Origin of the sequence: Aeromonas sp. DSM 116730 (assembly GCF_046581335.1) — a bacterium.
GTDB lineage: Bacteria > Pseudomonadota > Gammaproteobacteria > Enterobacterales > Aeromonadaceae > Aeromonas > Aeromonas rivipollensis.
The window spans coordinates 1,059,670-1,080,539 of sequence record NZ_CP144265.1 but is presented as its reverse complement, the minus strand read 5'-3'; the positions used below and the strand labels follow the sequence as shown (position 1 = coordinate 1,080,539).

The following is a 20,870-nucleotide window of genomic DNA, read 5'->3' as shown; positions in this document are numbered from 1 at the left end:
GGATTAACCACCAAAGTCATCCAGGAGGATGTTCTCGTCTTCAACGCCGAGGTTTTTCAGCATGTTGATGACGGCAGCGTTCATCACGGGAGGTCCACACATGTAGAACTCGCAATCTTCCGGAGCCTCGTGGTTCTTGAGGTAGTTCTCGAACAAGACGTTGTGGATGAAGCCGGTGTAGCCATCCCAGTTGTCTTCCGGTTGCGGATCCGACAGGGCGACGTGCCACTGGAAGTTGTCGTTCTCGGCGGCCAGCATGTCGAAGTCCTCGACATAGAACATCTCGCGCTTGGAACGGGCACCGTACCAGAAGCTCATCTTGCGCTTGGTCTTCAGGCGACGCAGCTGATCGAAGATGTGGGAGCGCATCGGCGCCATGCCGGCACCACCACCGACGAACACCATTTCGGCGTCGGTGTCCTTGGCGAAGAACTCGCCGAACGGACCCGAGATGGTCACCTTGTCCCCAGCCTTCAGGCTGAAGATGTAGGAGGACATCTGGCCGGGAGGCGCAGTCCAGTTGCTGGGCGGCGGAGTCGCGATCCGCACGTTCAGCATGATGATGCCGAACTCTTCCGGATAGTTCGCCATGGAGTAGGCACGAATGATCGGTTCGTTGACCTTGGACTCCAGCTCGAAGATCTTGAAGCGATCCCAGTCCCCGCGATACTCCTCGGGAATATCGAAGTTCTTGTACTGCACGTGGTGGGCAGGGGCTTCGATCTGGATATAACCACCGGCGCGGAACGGCACGCTCTCCCCATCGGGGATCTGCAGCTTGAGTTCCTTGATGAAGGTGGCCTTGTTGTCATTGGAGATGACGGTACAGTCCCACTTCTTCACGCCGAAGATCTCTTCCGGCAGCTCGATGTCCATGTCGGAACGAACGGTGACCTGACAGGCCAGACGCTCGCCATGACGGGCTTCACCCTTGCTGATGTGATCCAGCTCGGTCGGCAGTATGTCGCCGCCGCCGGCTTTCACCCGCACCTTGCACTGACCACAGGAGCCACCGCCGCCACAGGCGGAGGAGACGAAGATACCGCTGCCGGCCAACACGCCGAGCAGCTTGCCACCCGCCGGGCTGGTCACAGCCTTGGCCGGGTCGCCGTTGATGCTGATTGTCACGTCACCTGCGGTCACCAGCTTGGACTTGGCGAACAGAATGACTGCCACCAAGGCCAGCAGGATCACGGTGAACATGACCACACCCAGAATAATTTCCATCTATATTTCCTTTCCGATTACAGGGAAATACCAGAGAAGGACATGAAGCCCAGCGCCATCAGACCCGCGGTGATGAAGGTGATGCCGAGGCCGCGCAGGCCTTCCGGAACATCGGAGTACTTCATCTTCTCGCGGATCCCTGCCATCGCGACTATGGCCAGCATCCAGCCTGCACCCGACCCCACGCCATAGACCACAGACTCCACGAAGTTGTAGTCACGCTGCACCATGAAGGAGACGCCACCGAAGATGGCGCAGTTCACCGTGATGAGCGGCAGGAAGATGCCGAGGGCGTTGTAGAGCGCCGGGAAGTACTTGTCCAGCGCCATCTCCAGGATCTGCACCAGGGCCGCAATCACCCCGATGAAGGTGATGAAGCTCAGGAAGCTGAGATCCAGGCCGGAGACCAGGGCACCGTCTTTGAGCACGTAGTTGTAGATCAGGTTGTTGGCCGGAACGGCAACGGTCTGAACCACGATAACGGCAATCCCTAAGCCCATGGCTGTCTTGACCTTCTTGGACACCGCCAGGAAGGTACACATCCCCAGGAAGAAGGAGAGCGCCAGGTTTTCGATGAAGATCGAACGAATCAACAGACTCAGATAGTGTTCCATACCTTAATCCTTTGCCTCCACCTGCTTGGGATCCTTGGTGCGTACGCCCCAGATGATCAGACCAATGATGAAGAATGCACTCGGCGGCAGCAGCAGCAGGCCGTTAGGCACATACCAGCCACCATTGTTCACCAGCGGCAGCAGCTCGATGCCGAACCAGGTGCCTGACCCCAGGATCTCGCGCACTGTGGCCACGGCCAGCAGCACGGCGCCATAGCCCAGACCGTTGCCGATGCCGTCCAGGAAGGAGGGCAGCGGGGCGCTCTTCATGGCATAGGCTTCGGCACGACCCATCACGATACAGTTGGTGATGATGAGGCCGACGAACACCGACAGCTGCTTGGAGATGTCATAGGCATAGGCCTTGAGCACCTGGTCAACCACGATAACCAGCGAGGCAATCACCGCCATCTGGGCGATGATCCGCACGCTGTTCGGGATCTGGTTGCGGATCAGGGAGATGAACAGGTTGGAGAAGGCGGTGACCGCGGTAACGGCCAGCGTCATCACGAACGCCGTCTTCATCTGGCTGGTAACGGCCAGCGCGGAACAGACACCCAGCACCTGCAGTGCGATGGGGTTGTTGCCGAGCACAGGCGTCAACAGCAATTTTTTCATTTCGCTCTTGTCAGCCATTGTTGATTTCTCCTGCACGTACCTTGGCCAGGAAGGGACCGAAGCCCTTGGGGCCCATCCAGAAGTCGAAGGTGTGCTGTACGCCATTACCGGTCAGGGTTGCGCCAGACAGGCCGTCGATTTCATGCTCGGAACCAGCCGGAGCATGGCCCTTGATCACCCGCAGCGCAGGCTGACCGTCCTGATCGAACAGCTTCTTGCCGACGAACAGCTCGCGCCAGGCCGGGTTCTCGATCTCGCCGCCCAGACCCGGGGTTTCACCGTGGTCATAGTAGGTGATGCCCTTGATGGTCTGGCCATCGGCCGCGACCGCCACGAAGGCATACATGGTGGACCACAGACCCTGGCCGTAGATCGGCAGAATGATGTTGTCGACCTTGCCCTCGGCATCTTTCGCGAAGAACACCGGGATCAGCTTGGAGATCTGACGCAGGCCAGCCTTGTCGTCGGCAGGTGCCAGACGAACACTCTTGGCCGGATCTTTGGCTGCCAGCTTGGTGTCGAAGTTGTCGGCATCGCCGTCAACGAACTCACCGGTGGCCAGATCCACCAGACGCGCTTCAATCTTGTCGCCATACAGCTGGGCCAGGTCACGCTTGGCCACAGAGCTGACATCGACACCGGCAACGGACAGTATGTTGCTTTGCTTGTCCAGCGCCTTGTTTTCCAGCTGAGCCGGACGCAGACCCACGGCGGCCACGGAGACCACGATGGAGCAGACCAGACACAGACCGGTCACTACGGCGAGAGTGCCGATGGTAGAGTCTTTATTAAACGCCACGTGCGATCCTCCGCTTGATGTTCGCCTGCGCCACGAAATGGTCAAACAAGGGGGCAAACAGGTTGGCAAACAGAATGGCCAGCATCATGCCTTCCGGGAACGCGGGGTTCACGACACGGATCAGCACAACCATGACGCCGATGAGGGCGCCGTACCACCACTTGCCCTTGTTGGTAAAGGCGGCGGAGACAGGATCGGTCGCCATGAAGGCCATGCCAAAGGCGAAGCCGCCCAGCACCAGATGCCAGTGCCACGGCATGCTGAACATGGGGTTGGTATCTGAACCTATGACGTTGAACAGCAGGGAGGTCGCCACCATGCCGATCATGACGCCGGCGATGATGCGCCAGGAGGCGATCCGCATGTAGACGATCATGGCCGCACCGATGAGGATCATCAGGGTGGAGACTTCACCGATGGAACCCGGCAGGTTTCCGAGGAAGGCATCCATCCAGCTGATGGCTTCGCCGGTGGCACCGTTGATCAGCGCCATCTGGCCGCCCTGGGCCCACTGGCTCAGGGCTGTCGCGCCTGAATAGCCGTCAACGGCCACCCAGACGGCATCGCCGGAGATCTGGCCCGGGTAGGCAAAGAACAGGAACGCACGACCCGCCAGGGCCGGGTTCAGGAAGTTCTTGCCGGTACCGCCGAACACTTCCTTGGCCAGCACCACGCCGAAGGTGATGCCGAGCGCGGCTTGCCACAGGGGCAGCTCGGGCGGCACTATCAGGGCGAACAGGATGGAGGTCACGAAGAAGCCTTCGTTGATCTCGTGCTTGCGCACCATGGCGAACAGCACTTCCCAGAAGCCACCGACCAGGAACACGGTCAGGTAGATGGGCAGGAAGTGGGCCGCACCGATCAGCATCTTGCTGCCGATGCCGGCCACGGCCGGATCCAGCGAGGCACCCAGCAGGGTCGCTATGGTGTATTGCCAGGTATCGGCACCGGCCGCGCTGCCCAGATGGGCGATGGCGGCGATGGACTGGTTGCCGACGTTGTACATGCCCCAGAACATGGCCGGGAACACGGCCAGCCACACCATGATCATCATGCGCTTCAGATCGATCGCATCACGGACGTGGGCGGCATTGCGGGTCACGGACCCGGGGGTATAAAACAGGGTATACGCCGCCTCGAACAGGGCATAGTACTTGGCGTACTTGCCACCCGGCTCGAAGTGATGTTCCATATTTTCAAGAAGTTGCTTGAAACTCATCGCTTAACCTTCCAGTTCTATCTTGGTCAGGCACTCACGCAAGACTGGGCCGTACTCTGTCTTGCCTGGGCAGACGAAGGTACAGAGCGCCAGATCTTCCTCATCCAGCTCCAGGCAGCCGAGCGCTTGTGCGCTGTCGGTGTCGCCGGAGACCAGATCCCGCAGCAGCAGGGTCGGCAGGATGTCGAGCGGCATCACGCGCTCATAGTTGCCGATAGGCACCATGGAGCGATCACTACCGTTGGTGGTGGTAGTGAAGTTGATGAGTTTGCCCTTCATCAGATGAGAGAGGGTGGTACGGGTGATGGAGAACTTGTCGGCACTGGGTTTGACCCAGCCGAGGAACTCTTTCTCACGACCTTCACCCAGTACGCTCACCTGATTGTGGTAGCGACCCAGGTAGTCATGAACCCCTTCGGCCTTGGCACCGCTGAGCAGGGAACCGGAGATGATGCGATTCTCGTCCGCACGCAGCTCGTTGTTGGTCAGCTGGCTGATGCAGGCGCCCAGACGGGTGCGCAGCAGGCGCGGCTTGATCACGTTCGGGCCGGCCAGGGCGATCACCTTGTCGGTGAAGATCTGACCAGTGGTGAACAGCTTGCCGTAGGCGATCACATCCTGATAGTTGATGTGCCACTGCACTTTCTTGGCACCGACCGGGTCCAGGAAGTGGATGTGGGTACCGGGCAGGCCGGCAGGGTGCGGGCCGACAAACACGGCTTCCTTGACCTGGGCCAGGGAGGCGTGCGGCAGGCTGGCTTCGCCCTTGCAGACGTGGACTGTGCCATCGGTCAGGCGGCTCAGCACGGCCAGACCGTCGAGGAAGGCCTGGGCCTGTTCCTTGATGATGATCTCGGCGTTGGCGGCCAGCGGGTTGGTGTCCATGGCGGTGACGAAGATGGCACGCGGGGCAGAGCCCACTGCCGGCACCTTGCTGAATGGACGGGTACGCAATGCGGTCCATTGGCCTGATGCGACCAGGATCTCCTGCACCTTGCTGCGCTCGAGCTGTGCCAGCTCGGCAGACGCAAAGTGTTCAAAGGTCACCTGTTCGTCAGAACCATCGATGTCGATGACAACGGATTGCAGAACACGCTTGGCACCACGGTTGATCTCAGAAACCACACCGGTGGCAGGGGCCGTGAATTTAACGCCGGGATTCTTCTTATCTTCGAAGAGCTCCTGACCTTTAATGACGCGATCACCTACTTTGACGAACATAGTAGGACGCATCCCCACGAACTCTTCGCCGAGTGTAGCAACACGGGTGATGGCCGGGCCATCGTAGATTACTTGCTCCGGAGCACCCAGCACGGGGATGTCCAGTCCTCTTTTAATTGTAATCATACTCACTTGCACTACCGTTAAGGGAAGACAGGTTGGTTAGCGCCGAGAAATACATCACGACGAGTTGTTGAATGAGCCCGTCAACATCGCGGTAAAATGTCGATAAAACAAACAAATCAGCAACATACAGGATCATTCAAAAGCGACTGAGTTTACCACCTTAGACAAGTCGGTCGCCACGCCAAATGGGGAAAATCCCCGTCCTATCACAAAATTAACCTCCAATGAATATTTCCCTTCCATCCCTGCAACCCGTGGTTTTAAAGGATTCTTTGTTTCACTACCCATATGGAGGTAATTTTACTTGCCCCAAAGGTTGATTAGAAAAAGTAATCATTACCCCGATCCCATGCGCTCGGGGCCGACGGCTGGCGCCCCGGCCCCGTCGTGATAATTTTGTTAATTAATCGACAATTGGGTAATGAAAAGGTCAATGGCTCAGGCAAAGGGGGACTTGCTGACACAGCCCGGAGTCTTGGGGGCCTGCTCCCGGGCCTGCCACTCCGCCTCGGTATAGGTATGCAGCGCCAGCGCATGGATGGCCCCTGCCAGCTCCTCTGCCAACACGCCGTTGACCTGACGATGGCGCCCCAGCAGGCGCTGCCCCTCGAAGGCCTGGCTCACCACTATGACCTTGAAGTGGCTCTCGGATCCCGGTTCCACCCTGTGCATGTAGCTCTCGTTGATCACTTCCAGATGACTGGGGGACAAGGCGGCGGCCAGTTTGGCCTCTATCTGTTGTTGCATGCTCACGGGCAAGACTCCCTCGTTGAATATCCGGCCATTGTAGCCAGGGTTGCATGCCGGATGCATCAGGCCCGCTTCAATATAGAGGATGGCCGGGCGCCTCCTCGCTGCGGGCTGGTGAAATTCTCCGTCGCCGCTAGAATAGCGCCACTTTCCCTGCCTGCCGGGCAACACGGTGCGGGCAGGCGTCATCTATCAGCAACACGTTGGACTCTCTTACTTATGCAAACCCTGCTCGACACTGCCCATTGTCGTCTGATCCTGTATCGCTACCCACGGCAGAGCCAGGATCCCCTGCAGGCCTGGGATGCGGCGGACGAGTACCTGATCAACACCCTGGCCGAGGATCCGCTCGAGCAGGATGGCCCCGTCATCATCATGAACGACGGCTTCGGCGCCCTGGCCGCCTATCTGCACGGCCATGGCCCGGTCTGCGTGAGCGACTCCTACATCAGCGAGCAAGCCACCCTGGCCAATCTGGCGGAGAACGGGCTGGAGGCGAGCGGGATCACCCTGCAGGATGCCCTGGCCCCGCTGCCTTCAGCTCCTGCGCTGGTGGTGATCAAGGTCTCCAAGTATCAGGCGCTGCTGGAGCAGCAACTGCTGGCATTGCGTGCGGTGGTCACCCCGGCCACCCGCATCCTGGCCGCCGGCAAGGCGAAAGACATCCACAGCTCCACCCTCAAGCTGTTCGAGAAATACCTGGGGGAGACTCGCACCTCGCTGGCCTGGAAGAAGGCGCGCCTCATTCACTGCGAGCCGCAGGCCGATCGCCCTGCCCTGACCAACCCCTTCCCGACCGTCTGGCCGCTGGAGGGCAGCGACATGCTCATCCACAACCACGCCAACGTCTTCTCGCGCACCAGTCTGGATATAGGCGCCCGCTTCATGCTGGACAATTTGCCGATCCACAGCGCACGCAAGGTGATAGACCTTGGCTGCGGCAACGGGGTGCTGGGTCTCTCACTGCTGGCAAAAGACAGCGAGGTGGAGGTGACCTTCATCGACGAATCCCACATGGCGGTCGCCTCGGCGCGGCTGAACGTCGAGCACAACCTGCCGGACGCCCTGCCGCGGGCCCACTTCATGGTCAACAACTGTCTCGACGGCGTAGCGGTCGGGGCAGCGGATCGGATCCTCTGCAATCCCCCCTTCCATCAGTTGCAGGCGATCACCGATCACATCGCCTGGCAGATGTTCACCGACGCACACCGGGTGTTGCCTCAGGGGGGTGAACTCTGGATAGTAGGCAACCGTCATCTGGACTATCACAACAAACTCAAGCGCTTGTTTGCCAACGCACAAGTCGTTGCGTCGAACAGCAAATTCGTTATTTTGAAAGCCATCAAACGCTAAAGATAAAGCTAAAGGAAACCCATGATGAAAAAGTCACTCTTGCTGCTGGCCGCCCTGATACTGGGTGGTTGTGCCACCCACTGGCCGGAGACGGCGTTGCTCAATCCGCAAGTCATCCCCTCCAACCAGCAGTACTACTCTGGCAACCGCATCACCATGGAAGGGGTGGACAAGCGCGAGGCCGCCTATGTCTTCTCCATCAAGAAGAAAGAGAAGGCTCCCGTGCTGGTCAACAGCAGCCAGCCCCTCAACAACCTGCTGGCGGAAAAACTGGCGGAAGGGTTGCGCAGCCAAGGGCTGGAAGTAGGCAACAGCGGCACCACCAACCTGACCCTGGCCATCTCCACCGCCGCGGTCACGGTCGAAGAGAAGACCTTCACCTATGTCACCAAGTCCAAGGTCAGCCTACAGGTGCTCGCCGACTTCCAGGGCAACAAGCTGACCAAGCAGTTCAACATGTCATCCAGCAAGGAAGAGCCGGGTGAGCCGACCATGGCCGATCTGGAGTCCACCCTGAACCAGCAACTGGGCAGCGTGCTGCAACAGATCATGGCCGACGAAGCACTGCGCGGTTATCTCAAAGGCCAGCCTAGCTGAGCAAGGAGCATATAAATGAAGAAACTCTGGTTACTGGCCACCCTGATCGCCCCCCTGGCGTTCGCCGGACAAAAAGTCCAGATGGAAACCAACCACGGCAACATAGTGGTGGAGCTGGCCCCCAAGCAGGCGCCGCAGACGGTGAAGAACTTCCTGCGCTACGTGGCGGATGGCAGCTATGACGGCAGCCTGTTCCACCGGGTGATCCAGAACTTCGTGGTGCAGGGCGGGGGCTACAATCAGCAATTCCAGCCGCTGCCGACCTTCGATCCCGTGGTCAACGAGTCCAGGGGCGGCCTGCCCAACAAGCGTGGCAGCATCGCCATGGCCCGCACCCAGGCAGTCGACAGCGCCACCCGCCAGTTCTACTTCAACCTGGTGGACAACGACAACCTCAACGCCAATGCCGGCGCCGGTTACACCGTGTTCGGCCAGGTGGTGCAGGGCATGGAGGTGCTGGACAAGCTGGCTCAGGTCCAGACCGGCTACAGCTCCATACTGCGCGCCAATGACGTGCCGACCAGCCCCATCATCCTGAAAAAAGTGGTGCTGCTGGCGGACAAATAACGCGGGACGGATCACATTCCACCACAGCGTTGCCCGGGTCACCGGCGCCCCTTTCTATACTCTGGCCTTGTCCGATGTGCGCGGGACATGGCCAGGCAGAGAGAGGAGGTTCCGGTGACTTGTCACGATTACATTGCCCAACACGCCATTGAGCTGGCTCAGGCGGTTCGTCACTTTCTGGCACGAGAAATGCCCTATCGGCAGCTCGAGGATCTGAGCTGGCAACTCCTCTCCCGCTGGCAGGCGCTGTCCACTATCCCCATTGACAAAGCACCCGCCACCGAGCAGGAGGGGGTGTTCTGGCACCTGCTCCACAGCCTGCACCTGTGGGACGAGCATCAGCTCATCACAGACACCTTGCTGCGTCAGCAACTGATGGCCTGCGCCAGCTTCCTCGTGGCCGAAGGGCCCTGTCCGCGTCACTGCATCGGCTCACGACCCTGAATCCCGGGCCGCCCCGTTCGGCTTGCCTTGGCTATCCCCCTCGAACCTGACAAAATGACCCCCTTTTCTCTGAGGAGTCAGGCAGTTGAACAATCTCCGCCCGCCCAGCCAAACCCCGGACCGCGCCACAAGCTGGCGAGACGCCCTCGCAGTCTATCTGGAAGCGCGGGTACTCACTCTGTTTGCCATGGGCTTCTCCTCCGGCCTGCCCTTGCTGCTGGTCTTCGGCACCCTCTCGTTCTGGCTGCGCGAAGCCGATGTCAGCCTGACCGACATCGGCTACATGAGCTGGGTGGCGCTGGCCTATGGCTTCAAGTGGCTGTGGTCCCCCCTGGTGGATCGACTGCCGCTGCCGCTGCTCTCCCGGCTGCTGGGACGACGACGCAGCTGGATGCTGCTCTCCCAGGTGCTGATCGCCCTCTCCCTGGTGGGCATGGCCTATTGCGATCCCAAGACCCAGCTCGCCCAGCTCGCCCTGTTCGCCCTGCTGGTGGCGTTTTGCTCCGCGACCCAGGATATCGTCATCGATGCCTACCGCATCGAGTCGGCACCTGAGCGGCTGCAGGCGGCCATGGCGGCCTCCTACATGACGGGTTACCGGCTCGCCATGATAATGGCAGGGGCGGGCGCGCTGGCACTGGCGGCCTGGCTTGGCAGCAACGACAGCTACGACTACCGCGGCTGGCAGCTCACCTACCTGCTGATGGCGGGACTCATGTCCCTCGGCGTCATCACCACACTGCTCAGCCACGAGCCGGATATCGACCTCCATCGCCAGAACGAGCAACAGATGGAGCGCAAGGCGCTGCTGCTCGAGCGGGGCTGGCCCAAGACCCTGGCCGGGCTGGGCGCCTGGACCTATGAAGCCATCTGGTGCCCCTTTGCCGATTTCTTCCGCCGCTACGGCGGCTCGGCCCTGCTGATCCTGGGGCTCATCGCCTGTTATCGCATCTCGGATGTAGTGATGGGGGTGATGTCCAACAGCTTCTATGTGGATCTGCAGTTCAGCAAGACGGAGGTGGCCACCATCACCAAGGTGTATGGCGTCATCATGACGCTGGTGGGGGCAGCCCTGGGGGGCGTATTAGTGATGCGCTTCGGCACCCTGCGCATCCTGTTTCTCGGCGCCGTGCTCACCGCCAGCACCAATCTGCTGTTCGCCCTGCTCAACGAAGTGGGTCACGATCTGGAGCTGCTGACCCTGATCATCTCCCTGGACAACCTCAGCGCCGGCATTGCGACGGCGGCCTTCGTGACCTATCTGTCGAGCCTGACCAACGTCGCCTTCTCGGCGACCCAGTACGCCATGTTCAGCTCCATCATGTTGCTGATGCCCAAGCTGCTGGCGGGTTTTTCCGGTCAGGTGGTCGAGCAGATCGGCTACAGCAGCTTCTTCGTCGGCACCAGTCTGCTCGGCATCCCTGTCATGATACTGATCATCATGGTTGCCAAACGAGGCGATGCTTTGTTACCACAAGCGGACAAATAGCAAGCGTTTGCGCCATTTTGGGGGTGATTAGATTCACAAAACCGGACAAAGTTCCCTGGCTCTTGTTTATCCGATGAATTTATTTGGCTAGAATCCCTTCCGCTCCTTGTGGGCAGGCTACGGAAAACCTCAACTAACGCACAAGAGACCAATAAAATGGCCAAATTTACCAAGACTCTGATCGCTGCCGGTCTGCTGGCTGCATCCGCCACTCCGGCCCTTGCTGCCGATTACAGCGGCGACATCCACAAGAACGACTACAAGTGGTTCCAGTTCAACGTGATGCACACCATCGATCAGCTGCCCTACAGCGAATCTGAAGGTGGTTACAACGATACCTACTTCGAAATGGAGTTTGGTGGCCGCTCTGGTATCTTCGATCTGTACGGTTACGTCGACGTCTTCGACATCTTCCAGAACCGTCACGACGACAAGCACAACCAAGACAACCTGTTCATCAAGTTCGCACCGCGTATCTCCATCGATGCCATGACCGGCAAAGATCTCTCCTTCGGCCCGGTGCAGGAAGTCTACATCGCCAACCTGATCAACGTGGGTGGTCCGGATGGTCTGTTTGAAGCCATGACCGGTCTGGGTGCAGACGTACAAGTGCCCTGGTTCGGCAAGGTTGGCATGAACCTGTATGCCCGTCACGTCAACGAAGGCGGCGGCGAGCAGGGCTGGAACGGCTATCAGTTCTCCATGAACTGGTTCAAGCCTTTCTACACCTTCTCCAACGGCAGCTTCGTAGCCTATCAAGGTTACCTGGATCACCTGTTTGATGCCAAGGACACTTCCACCGACGGTACCGCCATGTTCAACGGCCTGTACTGGCACTCCGACCGCTACGCCGTCGGTTACGGTCTGAAGTACTTCAACGACATCTATGGCATCCAGAACGGTTCCTACGGTCTGAAGACCACTGGTTTCGGCCACTACTTCTCCGTGACCTACAAGTTCTAATCGAACTCGTCACACGGACACAAAAAACCGGAGCATCTGCTCCGGTTTTTTTATGGCGCTTCCTCGATGAGGGGAGTGGCCAGGGCCCTCCCCCTTCATCATCAATCGCGGAAGTTCTGGAACTGCATCGGCTGACCCAGCTCGGCGCCACGCACCAGTGCCATGGTCTCCTGCAGATCGTCACGCTTCTTGCCGGTGACGCGCACTTCGTCACCCTGGATGGCGACCTGCACCTTGATCTTGGAATCCTTGATCAGCTTCACCAGCTTCTTGGCGATCTCTTTCTCGATCCCCTGCTTGAACTTGACGTTCAGGTGGAAACGCTTGCCGGAGTGAACGCTGTCGCCCACGTCCATTGAGCTGTTCTCGATGTTGCGCTTGAGCAGGGCTGCGCGCAGGATCTCGACCATCTGCTTGAGCTGGAAATCGGCGTCGGCTTCCAGCTTGACCTCTTCCTTGTTCAATTCGAAGCTGGCTTCCACACCACGAAAATCGAAACGGGTCGCCAGTTCACGATTGGCGTTATCGACGGCGTTCAACACCTCGTTCATTTTGACTTCAGAGACAATATCGAATGACGGCATAGCCGGGCTCCTCATGCTGTACTTCAGGTTGTGCTGACAAAGGGGCAAATCTACCAGAAAACCGGCAAATTTGCTGATTTCAATGGGATTGCTCTGCTAGAATCCCCTGCGCACAGGAATGGCGAGACCCGTTAGTGTCCGCCGAGCGACATCTTCACTTATCCCCGGTAGCGAGTTGCTCGGAACGCAGCCACTACCCTGATTGAGCCTCTCCATGCCAAGCGGATTACGCGACAACAACCTGAAAAACAGCCGACACCCCTCCTCCCCTCACTGGTCATTGCTGGGCTGCGGTGCCCTGGGCGGCGTCTTCGCCTCCTTGCTGACCCAAAGTGGCCAGCCGACCCGTGTCCTGCTGAGCGAGCGGCACCGCGCCACCCTGCACCCCGGCATCGATTTCACTTCCCTCGAGGGCCACACCCAGTTGCTCGCCATCGAGCGGGGTTTCATCGACAAGCCCGGCACCATCCAGCGACTGCTGGTGATGACCAAGGCGGGTCAGGTGGTGTCGGCCCTGACGCCCCTGGTGGGCAAGCTGGCGGCAGGGGTTCCCATAGTGCTGTTGCACAATGGCATGGGCATAGCCGAACAGGTGGTACAGCTGTTTCCGCATAACCCCGTCATTGCCGGTGTCACCAGCCACGGCGCCATGCAAAATGGCCACTTCGTGTTCCGCCATACCGGCAAGGGCGAAACCTGGCTCGGCCCGATCAATGAGGCCGCCAAGGCCCATTCCGCCCTGGCAGACCAGCTCGCCACCGCTCTCGGTCAAGCCGGCTGGGATGAGCAGATCCTGACCCGCCAGTGGCAGAAGCTCGCCATCAACTGCGCCATCAATCCGCTCACTGCGCTTTACAAGCTCAAGAATGGCGAGCTGGCCGGCCCGCGCTTCGCCGATGTGCTGCAACAGATCTGCGTGGAAGTGGCTGACGTGATGCAGGCCGAAGGCCAGCCGACCGGCAGCGACGAGCTGCTGCGCCGCGTCATGACTGTGGTGGAACTCACCGCCGACAATTACTCTTCCATGTATCAGGACATGGAGCAGGGGCGTGAGACCGAGATCGAGGCCATCACCGGCTTCCTGCTCGGCAAGGCCGCCGCCCACGGCATAGCGGTGCCGGTCAATCAGGGCCTCTATCAGGCCGTCAAAGAGAAGCGCTGAGCAGAGCGGCACTGCGGGCGACGAAGGAGTGCAGGATGACAGTACTGGTATTGGTAGCCCCGGGGTCGGAAGAGATAGAGACGGTCGCCATCGTCGACACCCTGGTGCGCGGCGGCATAGAGGTGGTGCTGGCCTCCTGCTGCCCCACGGGAGCGCGCCAGATCCGCGCCTCCCGCGGGGTACAGCTGGTGGCGGATTGCCATCTCGACGAGCTGACCAGCCGTGACTTCGATGCCATGGTCGTGCCGGGCGGCCTGCCCGGCAGCGAAGTGATCCGCGACACTCCCCTCGCCATCGACCTGCTGATAGAACAGGCGGCCCTCGGCCGCTGGCGCGCGGCCATCTGCGCCGCCCCCGCCGTGGTACTGCACCATCACGGCTTGCTGGGGGATGCCCGCGCCACCTGTCACCCGGGCTTTCAGGCCCGCCTGCCCGCCGCGCAACTGAGTACGGCCCGGGTGGTGCGGGATGATGCCCATCGTCTCATCACCAGCCAGGGCCCCGGCACCGCCATCGAGTTTGCCCTCGAGATAGTGCGGGTGCTGTGTGGCGATGAAGCCGCCCGCGCGGTGGCCGAGCCCATGGTGCTGCCATAACCTACGCTGGATAATCAAGAATGCCCCATGCGTTGCAAGGGGCATTCTTGTTTTCAGGTATGTAGCTCCTCCCCATACACACTGAAGAAAGGTCCGGGCTTTCCTGCCGCCGCCTTGACTGCTAACATGCGCCCCCTATGCCTGTTTTGCGCACTGGCGTGACCGTCACGCCGCCCTAACCCCGTCCTTTGCGGCACCTGCCGCCTGACTCTGGTTGTCACAACCGGAGCGTGTTTGTTCATCTGTCATATACCAATTCAACAATGTGATCCTGCCAGAATGCCACCTGACCCCGGGTCTGTGGCGACTTGCGACCATGGATCCTCAACAAGCGAGAAAATCCCCCCATGCTGGAACGTGCAAGACAAGAGTGGTTCTCCAACATACGTGGCGACCTGCTGGCCGGTATCGTGGTCGCCCTGGCGCTGATCCCGGAAGCCATCGCCTTCTCCATCATCGCCGGAGTCGACCCCAAGGTCGGCCTCTATGCCTCCTTCTGTATCGCCGTGGTTATCGCCTTTGTCGGCGGTCGCCCAGGAATGATCTCCGCCGCCACCGGCGCCATGGCGCTGCTGATGGTGACCCTGGTCAAAGAGCATGGCCTGCAGTATCTGTTGGCGGCGACCCTGCTCACCGGCCTCTTCCAGATAGCGGCCGGCTACCTGAAGCTCGGCAGCCTGATGCGGTTTGTCTCCCGCTCCGTTGTCACCGGCTTCGTCAATGCGCTGGCCATCCTCATCTTCATGGCCCAGCTGCCCGAGCTCACCAACGTCACCTGGCAGGTCTACGCCATGACGGCGGCTGGCCTTGGCATCATCTATCTGTTCCCGCTCATCCCCGTGGTGGGCAAGCTGGTGCCCTCCCCGCTGCTCTGCATCGTCATACTGACGGCAGTGGCCATCACCATGGGCATCGATATCCGCACCGTAGGCGATATGGGCGAGCTGCCCGATACCCTGCCCATCTTCCTGTGGCCCGAGGTGCCGCTCAATCTCGAGACCCTGGTCATCATCTTCCCCTACTCTGCGGGTCTGGCCGTGGTGGGTCTGCTCGAATCCATGATGACGGCGGCCATCGTCGATGACCTGACCGATACCCCAAGCGATCGCAATCGCGAGTGCAAGGGCCAGGGGATCGCCAACCTAGGTGCCGGCCTGATGGGGGGCATGGCGGGGTGCGCCATGATTGGCCAGTCCATCATCAACATCAAATCCGGTGGCCGTGGTCGCCTCTCCACCTTTGTGGCGGGCACCTTGCTGATCCTGATGGTGGTATTCATGGATGAGTGGATCCGCCAGATCCCCATGGCGGCCCTGGTGGCCGTGATGATCATGGTCTCTATCGGGACATTTTCCTGGGAGTCGGTGCGCAACCTCAAAAAGCACCCCCTCTCCACCAGCATCGTGATGCTGGCCACAGTCGCCGTGGTAGTGGCTACCCATAACCTGGCGCTCGGAGTATTTGTCGGGGTACTGCTCGCCTCCCTGTTCTTCGCCAGCAAGGTCGCCCGCTTCATGCTGGTCAAGAGCGACAGCGAGCGAAAAGGAGAAGTACGCACCTATCTGGTACGGGGCCAGGTGTTCTTCGCCAGCGCCGAGCAGTTCTTCGCCGGCTTCGACTTCAAGGAGGTGGTGGAGAAGGTGGTGATCGACCTCACCCATGCCCACTTCTGGGACATCACCGCCGTCACTGCGCTGGACAAGGTGGTAATCAAGTTCCGCCGCGAAGGCGCAGAGGTGGAACTCATCGGTTTGAACGAGGCCAGTGCCACCATAGTCGACCGCTTCGGGGTACACGACAAACCGGAAGAAGTGGAAAAGCTGCTGGCTGGCCACTGATCACAACAAGGAGTCGATCATGACCCATATTTTTGCCTGTATCGACGGATCCCCTGCCCAGGCGGCGGTGTGCGACGCCGCCGCCTGGGCCTCGACCGGCACAGGGCTGCCGGTCACCCTGCTGCACGTACTGGAAAAAAACGAGTATGAGGGGGAGAGCGATCTCTCCGGCGCCATCGGTCTGGGCAGCCGCGAGCAGCTGCTCGAGGAGCTGGCCGAGCTGGATCATCGCCGCAGCCGCCTGGCCCAGGAGCAGGGTCGCCTGCTGCTCGAGAGCGCCCAAGGCTACTTGACTGGTTTGGGGGTGACCCAGGTCGAAACCCTGCAACGCCACTGCCAGCTGGTGGAGGCGGTGCAGACGCTCTCACCCGGGATGCGCATGATGATCATGGGCAAGCGGGGCACTGCCCACGCCGGAGACCACGCGCTCATCGGCAGCCATATCGAGAACGTCATCCGCACCCTGGCCAACCCCATCATGGTGGTGCAGCCGGGCTTTGAGGCGCCTCGCCGCTTCCTGTTTGCCTATGACGCCAGCCAGGCCGCGAAGAAGGTGCTGGAGTTGGTCGCCGGCAGCCCGCTGCTCAAGGGGCTGGCGTGCGAGCTGGTGATGGTCGGCGAGCCCAGTGACGAGCACGAGCGCCAGCTGGCGCAAGCCAGGCAGGTGTTGAAGAGTGCGGGGGTCGAGGTCGATGCCCGTCTGCTTCAGGGAGAGGTCACCCCGCGCATTTGCCAGCATGCCGCCGAGGCGGGCTGCGACCTCATCGTCATGGGGGCTTACGGTCACTCGCGGATCAGGCAATTTATCGTGGGCAGCACCACCAGCAGCCTGCTCAAGGCCACCGGCGCAGCCGTGCTCCTGCTGAGATAAGGAAGAAGGGGTGGCCATGGCCACCCCTTCTTCCTTACTCAGGGCTCGCGCCCCTCACTCGATGCGCCGCCCGTTTTCATCCACCACCCGTTCACCATCCTCCTTGCTGAAGGCCCCTTGCTGGGGGGTCGGCAAGATATCCAGCACCACTTCTGACGGACGGCACAGCCGGGTGCCCAGCGGGGTGACCACTATGGGACGATTGATCAGTATGGGATGCGCCAGCATGGCGTCGATCAGCTGGTCGTCGCTGAATCTCTCCCCGGCCAGCCCCAGCGCCTCGTAGGGGGGCACATTCTGGCGCAGCAGCCCGCGCGCCGGTATCCCCATGGCAGCAATCAGTGCGACCAGGGTCTCGCGGCTCGGCGGTGTCTCCAGATAGTGGATGACGGTCGGCTCAACCCCTGAGTTGCGGATAAGTGCCAGCGTATTGCGTGAGGTGCCACAGGCCGGGTTGTGGTAGATGGTGATAGCGGTGTCACTCATGCTTGCGCCTCCGCTTTGCCATAGTTTCGCTTCATGCGCAGGGCCACGTTGACCAGGGCGATCAGCACGGGCACCTCTACCAAGGGGCCGATTACACCGGCGAAGGCCTGATCCGAGCTCAAGCCAAACACGGCGATAGAGACCGCAATGGCCAGCTCGAAGTTGTTGCCGGTGGCGGTAAAGGCGATGGAGGCATTCTTGTCATAGGGAATGCCCAGCTTCTTGCCCACCAGGAAGCTGGTGAAGAACATCAGCACGAAGTAGATCACCAGGGGCAACGCCACCCGCAGCACATCCATGGGCAGCTCGACTATCATCTCGCCCTTGAGGCTGAACATCAGCACTATGGTGGCCAGCAGGGCGATCAGCGTGATGGGTGAAATAGCCGGGATGAAGCGCTCGCTGTACCACTTCTCCCCCTTGGCCTTGACCAGGTAATGGCGGCTCAGGAAGCCTGCCAGGAAGGGGATGCCGAGATAGATGAGCACGCTCTCGGCGATATCCAGCATGGTGATGTCCACCGCGAAGCCTTGCAGACCGAACAGGGGCGGCAGCACTGTAATGAACAGCCAGGCCATGAAGCTGTAGGTAAGGATCTGGAAACCGCTGTTGAGGGCCACCAGACCCGCACCGTACTCCTTGCTGCCGCCGCCGAGATCGTTCCACACCAGCACCATGGCGATGCAGCGCGCCAGGCCTATCAGGATGAGGCCCACCATGTAGCCCGGCTGATCATGCAAAAACACCAGGGCGATGACGAACATCAATATAGGGCCCACCAGCCAGTTCATCACAAGCGACAAGGTGATGGCGCGGCGATCCCGGGTCATGGCGCCCATGGTGCCGTAATTCACCTTGGCGAGCGGCGGGTACATCATCAGGATGAGGCCTATGGCCAGCGGCACGTTGGTGGTGCCGACCGACATCGCCTCGTTCCACTGGGCCACCTGGGGGAACAGATAACCAATCCCCACCCCAATCGCCATGGCGACGAAGATCCAGAGGGTGAGATTGCGGTCGAGAAAACTCATTTTTTTGCTGACGGGCAGATCGCCGCAGGCTGTTGTACTCATCACGAGACTCCATGAGGATTGGATGAAACGGGCGGCTGATGGCGGGGCAAACCGATTGAAATCAACGCCGCCAACAGGATAAAGAGGGTGGAGATCCAGAGGCAGGCCTCGAGACCATAGAGCTGGAACACCAGCCCGGAGAGCAGGGTGCCGAGCAGACGCCCCAGGGCATTGGCCATGTAGTAGAAGCCCACATCCAACGATACCCCGTCAGAGCCGGCGTAGCTGACGATGAGGTAGCTGTGCAGGGAGGAGTTGATGGCAAACAGGGCGCCAAACACCATAAGCCCTCCCACCAGACTGATGGCAGGGTGCAGATCGTAATGAAGCGCCAGGGCAATCAGGGCCGGGGTCAGGGCCAGCACCAGCGCCCAGCGCATTGCAGCCTTGCCATCGGGTACCCGCCCCTCTCGCTTGCCGGTAAAGCGGGGCGCCTGGGTCTGAACCACGCCATAAGCAATAATCCAGAGCGCCAGGAAGCCCCCCACATACCAGTGATCCCAGCCAAAGCTGGATGCGAGGTAGACAGGCAGCGCCACCACAAACCAGACATCCCGGGCACCGAACAGGAAGAGGCGGGCCGCCGACAGATAGTTGATGGCGCGGCTCTTGGAGAAGATTTCGCTGAACTTGGGCTTGTTCTTGGCTTTGCCGAGATCCCGTTTCAGGGTCAGCATGCTGACGCACCACACCAGCGCCAACGCCAGTGCCATGACCAGCACGGCCCCCTGAAACCCGAGCAGGGTCAGCAGGGCGCCGCCGAGGAAGAAGCCCATCCCTTTCAAGGCATTCTTCGAACCCGTCAAGAGTGCTACCCACTGGTAGAGCTGACCCTGGGCCTCCCCCGGCACCAGCAACTTGATGGAGCTTTTGGCGCTCATCTTGTTGAGGTCTTTGGCTATCCCCGAAAGCGCCTGCGCCCCCATCACCCAGGGCACCGTCAGCCAGAGCGGCGGCACCAGCAACATGCCCAATGCCAGCACCTGGAGGGCGAGACCTATGTTCATGGTGCGGTTAAGCCCAAGGCGAGCGCCGAGCCATCCCCCCACCAGATTGGTCACCACCCCGAAGATCTCGTAGAAGAGAAACAGGGAGGCGATGGCCAGGGGGCTGTAACCGAGCCCATGGAAGTAGAGCACCACCAACATGCGCAACGCGCCATCGGTCAGGGTAAAGGCCCAGTAGTTACCGGTCACCAGCAGATACTGGCGAGCCTCGGGGGAGAGGCGGGTCAGTGCCATGGCGGGGTTATCCTTGCGCCTTGTCCATTTGACCGACCATGCGCATCAGCTCGGCGGTACGGTTGGCATAGCCCCACTCGTTGTCATACCAGGCGTAGATCTTCACCTGGGTGCCGTTGATCACCATGGTGGATAGTGCATCTATGGTGCAGGAGCGCGGATCCGTCTTGTAATCCACCGACACCAGGGGGCGCTCCTCATAGCCCATGATCCCCTTGAGCTCACTCATGGCGGCGGCCTTGAGCAGGCCGTTGACCTCGGCCTCAGTGGTGGGGCGGCTCACCTCGAACACGCAATCGGTGAGGGAGGCGTTGGCGAGCGGCACCCGCACCGCATGACCGTTCAGCTTGCCCTTGAGCTCGGGGAAGATGTGGGTGATGGCGGTGGCAGAACCCGTGGTGGTGGGGATCAGGCTCAGACCGCAGGCGCGGGCACGGCGCAGGTCGGCGTGGGGGGCATCCAGAATGGTCTGGGTGTTGGTGATGTCATGAATGGTGGTCATGGAGCCGTGCTTGATGCCGAGCTGCTCGTGGATCACCTTCACCACGGGCGCCAGGCAGTTGGTGGTGCAGGAGGCCGCCGTTACTATGGGGTGCTGCGCCTTGTCGTAGAGGTGGTGGTTGACCCCCATGACGACGTTGAGCACCCCCTCTTCCTTGACCGGCGCAGTCACCACAACACGCTTCACCCCCTGCGCCAGATAGGCATTGAGCAGGGCCTTGGTCTTCATCTTGCCGGAAGCCTCGATCACCACATCACAACCAGACCAGTCAGTCTGACCGATCTCTTTGTTGCGGGTGCAGAGGATACGATGGTTGCCTATCACCATCTGGTCACCATCGACGCTGGCTTCATGATGCCAGCGGCCATGGACGGAATCGAAGGTGATGAGGTGTGCCAGAGAGGCGGCATCGCCAGCCGGGTCATTGATGCGCACAAACTCCACATCCGCCCAGTCGAAGGCGGCGCGAAATGAGAGACGGCCCATGCGGCCAAAACCGTTGATACCAACTTTGATAGTCATGCTGTTTT

At 60.4% G+C, this 20,870-nt stretch carries 22 protein-coding genes; 10 read left to right on the top strand and 12 right to left on the bottom strand.

All coding sequences use genetic code 11. The features are described from left to right. Window positions 1-3 precede the first annotated feature (3 nt). From nqrF to Aeroheme_RS05150, 7 genes are all read right to left on the bottom strand, one after another. The gene (gene nqrF, locus Aeroheme_RS05180; RefSeq protein WP_042654097.1) at window positions 4-1,227 is read right to left on the bottom strand and encodes an NADH:ubiquinone reductase (Na(+)-transporting) subunit F; all 1,224 of its coding nucleotides are present in this window, start codon (window positions 1,225-1,227) and stop codon (window positions 4-6) included. A gap of 17 nt (window positions 1,228-1,244) precedes the next feature. Beyond that, window positions 1,245-1,841: an NADH:ubiquinone reductase (Na(+)-transporting) subunit E gene (gene nqrE / locus Aeroheme_RS05175; protein ID WP_005330713.1), complete on the bottom strand. Its 597-nt coding sequence runs from the start codon at window positions 1,839-1,841 to the stop codon at window positions 1,245-1,247. Between the two features lie 3 nt (window positions 1,842-1,844). Then, complete coding sequence (locus Aeroheme_RS05170) at window positions 1,845-2,477, bottom strand: NADH:ubiquinone reductase (Na(+)-transporting) subunit D (protein ID WP_042654098.1); 633 nt, start codon at window positions 2,475-2,477, stop codon at window positions 1,845-1,847. After that, entirely contained in the window at window positions 2,470-3,258 is a 789-nt protein-coding gene (locus tag Aeroheme_RS05165; RefSeq protein ID WP_106886054.1) for a Na(+)-translocating NADH-quinone reductase subunit C, read from the bottom strand. Before Aeroheme_RS05165 ends, Aeroheme_RS05170 begins: the two co-directional genes overlap by 8 nt. Further along, window positions 3,248-4,477, bottom strand: coding sequence for an NADH:ubiquinone reductase (Na(+)-transporting) subunit B (locus Aeroheme_RS05160; RefSeq protein WP_042649549.1), 1,230 nt, complete (start codon window positions 4,475-4,477; stop codon window positions 3,248-3,250). Before Aeroheme_RS05160 ends, Aeroheme_RS05165 begins: the two co-directional genes overlap by 11 nt. A gap of 3 nt (window positions 4,478-4,480) precedes the next feature. Further along, window positions 4,481-5,824, bottom strand: coding sequence for a Na(+)-translocating NADH-quinone reductase subunit A (locus Aeroheme_RS05155; protein ID WP_111909909.1), 1,344 nt, complete (start codon window positions 5,822-5,824; stop codon window positions 4,481-4,483). A gap of 438 nt (window positions 5,825-6,262) precedes the next feature. After that, a complete protein-coding gene (locus Aeroheme_RS05150) occupies window positions 6,263-6,571 on the bottom strand; it encodes a BolA family protein (protein WP_041204526.1) in 309 nt (102 codons plus the stop codon). A 222-nt stretch (window positions 6,572-6,793) separates the two neighbouring features. On the opposite strand from Aeroheme_RS05150, the gene Aeroheme_RS05145 reads away from it, so the two are divergent. From Aeroheme_RS05145 to Aeroheme_RS05120, 6 genes are all read left to right on the top strand, one after another. Continuing rightward, window positions 6,794-7,927 carry a methyltransferase gene (locus tag Aeroheme_RS05145; RefSeq protein ID WP_411166814.1) on the top strand — a complete coding sequence of 378 codons (1,134 nt, stop codon included), beginning with the start codon at window positions 6,794-6,796 and terminating at the stop codon, window positions 7,925-7,927. A 24-nt stretch (window positions 7,928-7,951) separates the two neighbouring features. Then, on the top strand, window positions 7,952-8,524 hold the full coding sequence (locus tag Aeroheme_RS05140) for a YajG family lipoprotein (protein ID WP_411166813.1): 573 nt from the start codon (window positions 7,952-7,954) through the stop codon (window positions 8,522-8,524). A 15-nt stretch (window positions 8,525-8,539) separates the two neighbouring features. Further along, window positions 8,540-9,091 carry a peptidylprolyl isomerase gene (locus tag Aeroheme_RS05135; RefSeq protein WP_106886050.1) on the top strand — a complete coding sequence of 184 codons (552 nt, stop codon included), beginning with the start codon at window positions 8,540-8,542 and terminating at the stop codon, window positions 9,089-9,091. A gap of 114 nt (window positions 9,092-9,205) precedes the next feature. Beyond that, entirely contained in the window at window positions 9,206-9,535 is a 330-nt protein-coding gene (locus Aeroheme_RS05130; RefSeq protein WP_163153598.1) for a hypothetical protein, read from the top strand. A gap of 85 nt (window positions 9,536-9,620) precedes the next feature. Next, a complete protein-coding gene (locus Aeroheme_RS05125; RefSeq protein ID WP_411166812.1) occupies window positions 9,621-11,024 on the top strand; it encodes an AmpG family muropeptide MFS transporter in 1,404 nt (467 codons plus the stop codon). A 156-nt stretch (window positions 11,025-11,180) separates the two neighbouring features. After that, window positions 11,181-11,987 carry an outer membrane protein OmpK gene (locus Aeroheme_RS05120; RefSeq protein ID WP_025327958.1) on the top strand — a complete coding sequence of 269 codons (807 nt, stop codon included), beginning with the start codon at window positions 11,181-11,183 and terminating at the stop codon, window positions 11,985-11,987. 101 nt (window positions 11,988-12,088) lie between these two features. Here Aeroheme_RS05120 and Aeroheme_RS05115 read toward each other — a convergent pair whose 3' ends face one another. After that, window positions 12,089-12,571, bottom strand: coding sequence for a YajQ family cyclic di-GMP-binding protein (locus tag Aeroheme_RS05115; protein ID WP_106886048.1), 483 nt, complete (start codon window positions 12,569-12,571; stop codon window positions 12,089-12,091). A gap of 214 nt (window positions 12,572-12,785) precedes the next feature. Here Aeroheme_RS05115 and Aeroheme_RS05110 point away from each other — a divergent pair, with 214 nt between their 5' ends. The 4 genes from Aeroheme_RS05110 (at window position 12,786) to Aeroheme_RS05095 (ending at window position 17,038) form a co-directional block, all read left to right on the top strand. Next, the gene (locus Aeroheme_RS05110; RefSeq protein ID WP_163136486.1) at window positions 12,786-13,733 is read left to right on the top strand and encodes a ketopantoate reductase family protein; all 948 of its coding nucleotides are present in this window, start codon (window positions 12,786-12,788) and stop codon (window positions 13,731-13,733) included. A gap of 35 nt (window positions 13,734-13,768) precedes the next feature. Then, on the top strand, window positions 13,769-14,329 hold the full coding sequence (locus tag Aeroheme_RS05105; protein ID WP_411166811.1) for a DJ-1 family glyoxalase III: 561 nt from the start codon (window positions 13,769-13,771) through the stop codon (window positions 14,327-14,329). A 347-nt stretch (window positions 14,330-14,676) separates the two neighbouring features. Further along, a complete protein-coding gene (locus tag Aeroheme_RS05100; protein WP_411166810.1) occupies window positions 14,677-16,167 on the top strand; it encodes a SulP family inorganic anion transporter in 1,491 nt (496 codons plus the stop codon). Window positions 16,168-16,186: 19 nt separating this feature from the next. Next, entirely contained in the window at window positions 16,187-17,038 is an 852-nt protein-coding gene (locus Aeroheme_RS05095) for a universal stress protein (protein WP_411166809.1), read from the top strand. Window positions 17,039-17,092: 54 nt separating this feature from the next. Here Aeroheme_RS05095 and arsC read toward each other — a convergent pair whose 3' ends face one another. Genes arsC through Aeroheme_RS05075 form a run of 4 tightly spaced genes read right to left on the bottom strand, consistent with a single transcriptional unit; the run spans window position 17,093 to window position 20,862 of the window. After that, on the bottom strand, window positions 17,093-17,524 hold the full coding sequence (arsC, locus tag Aeroheme_RS05090) for a glutaredoxin-dependent arsenate reductase (protein ID WP_411166808.1): 432 nt from the start codon (window positions 17,522-17,524) through the stop codon (window positions 17,093-17,095). After that, a complete protein-coding gene (gene arsB, locus Aeroheme_RS05085; RefSeq protein ID WP_411166807.1) occupies window positions 17,521-18,597 on the bottom strand; it encodes an ACR3 family arsenite efflux transporter in 1,077 nt (358 codons plus the stop codon). Before arsB ends, arsC begins: the two co-directional genes overlap by 4 nt. Further along, window positions 18,597-19,838 carry an organoarsenical effux MFS transporter ArsJ gene (arsJ, locus tag Aeroheme_RS05080; RefSeq protein WP_411166806.1) on the bottom strand — a complete coding sequence of 414 codons (1,242 nt, stop codon included), beginning with the start codon at window positions 19,836-19,838 and terminating at the stop codon, window positions 18,597-18,599. Before arsJ ends, arsB begins: the two co-directional genes overlap by 1 nt. Window positions 19,839-19,845: 7 nt before the next feature. Further along, window positions 19,846-20,862 (bottom strand): ArsJ-associated glyceraldehyde-3-phosphate dehydrogenase, encoded by a 1,017-nt coding sequence (locus Aeroheme_RS05075; RefSeq protein WP_411166805.1) that lies wholly within the window; start codon window positions 20,860-20,862, stop codon window positions 19,846-19,848. Window positions 20,863-20,870: the final 8 nt, after the last annotated feature.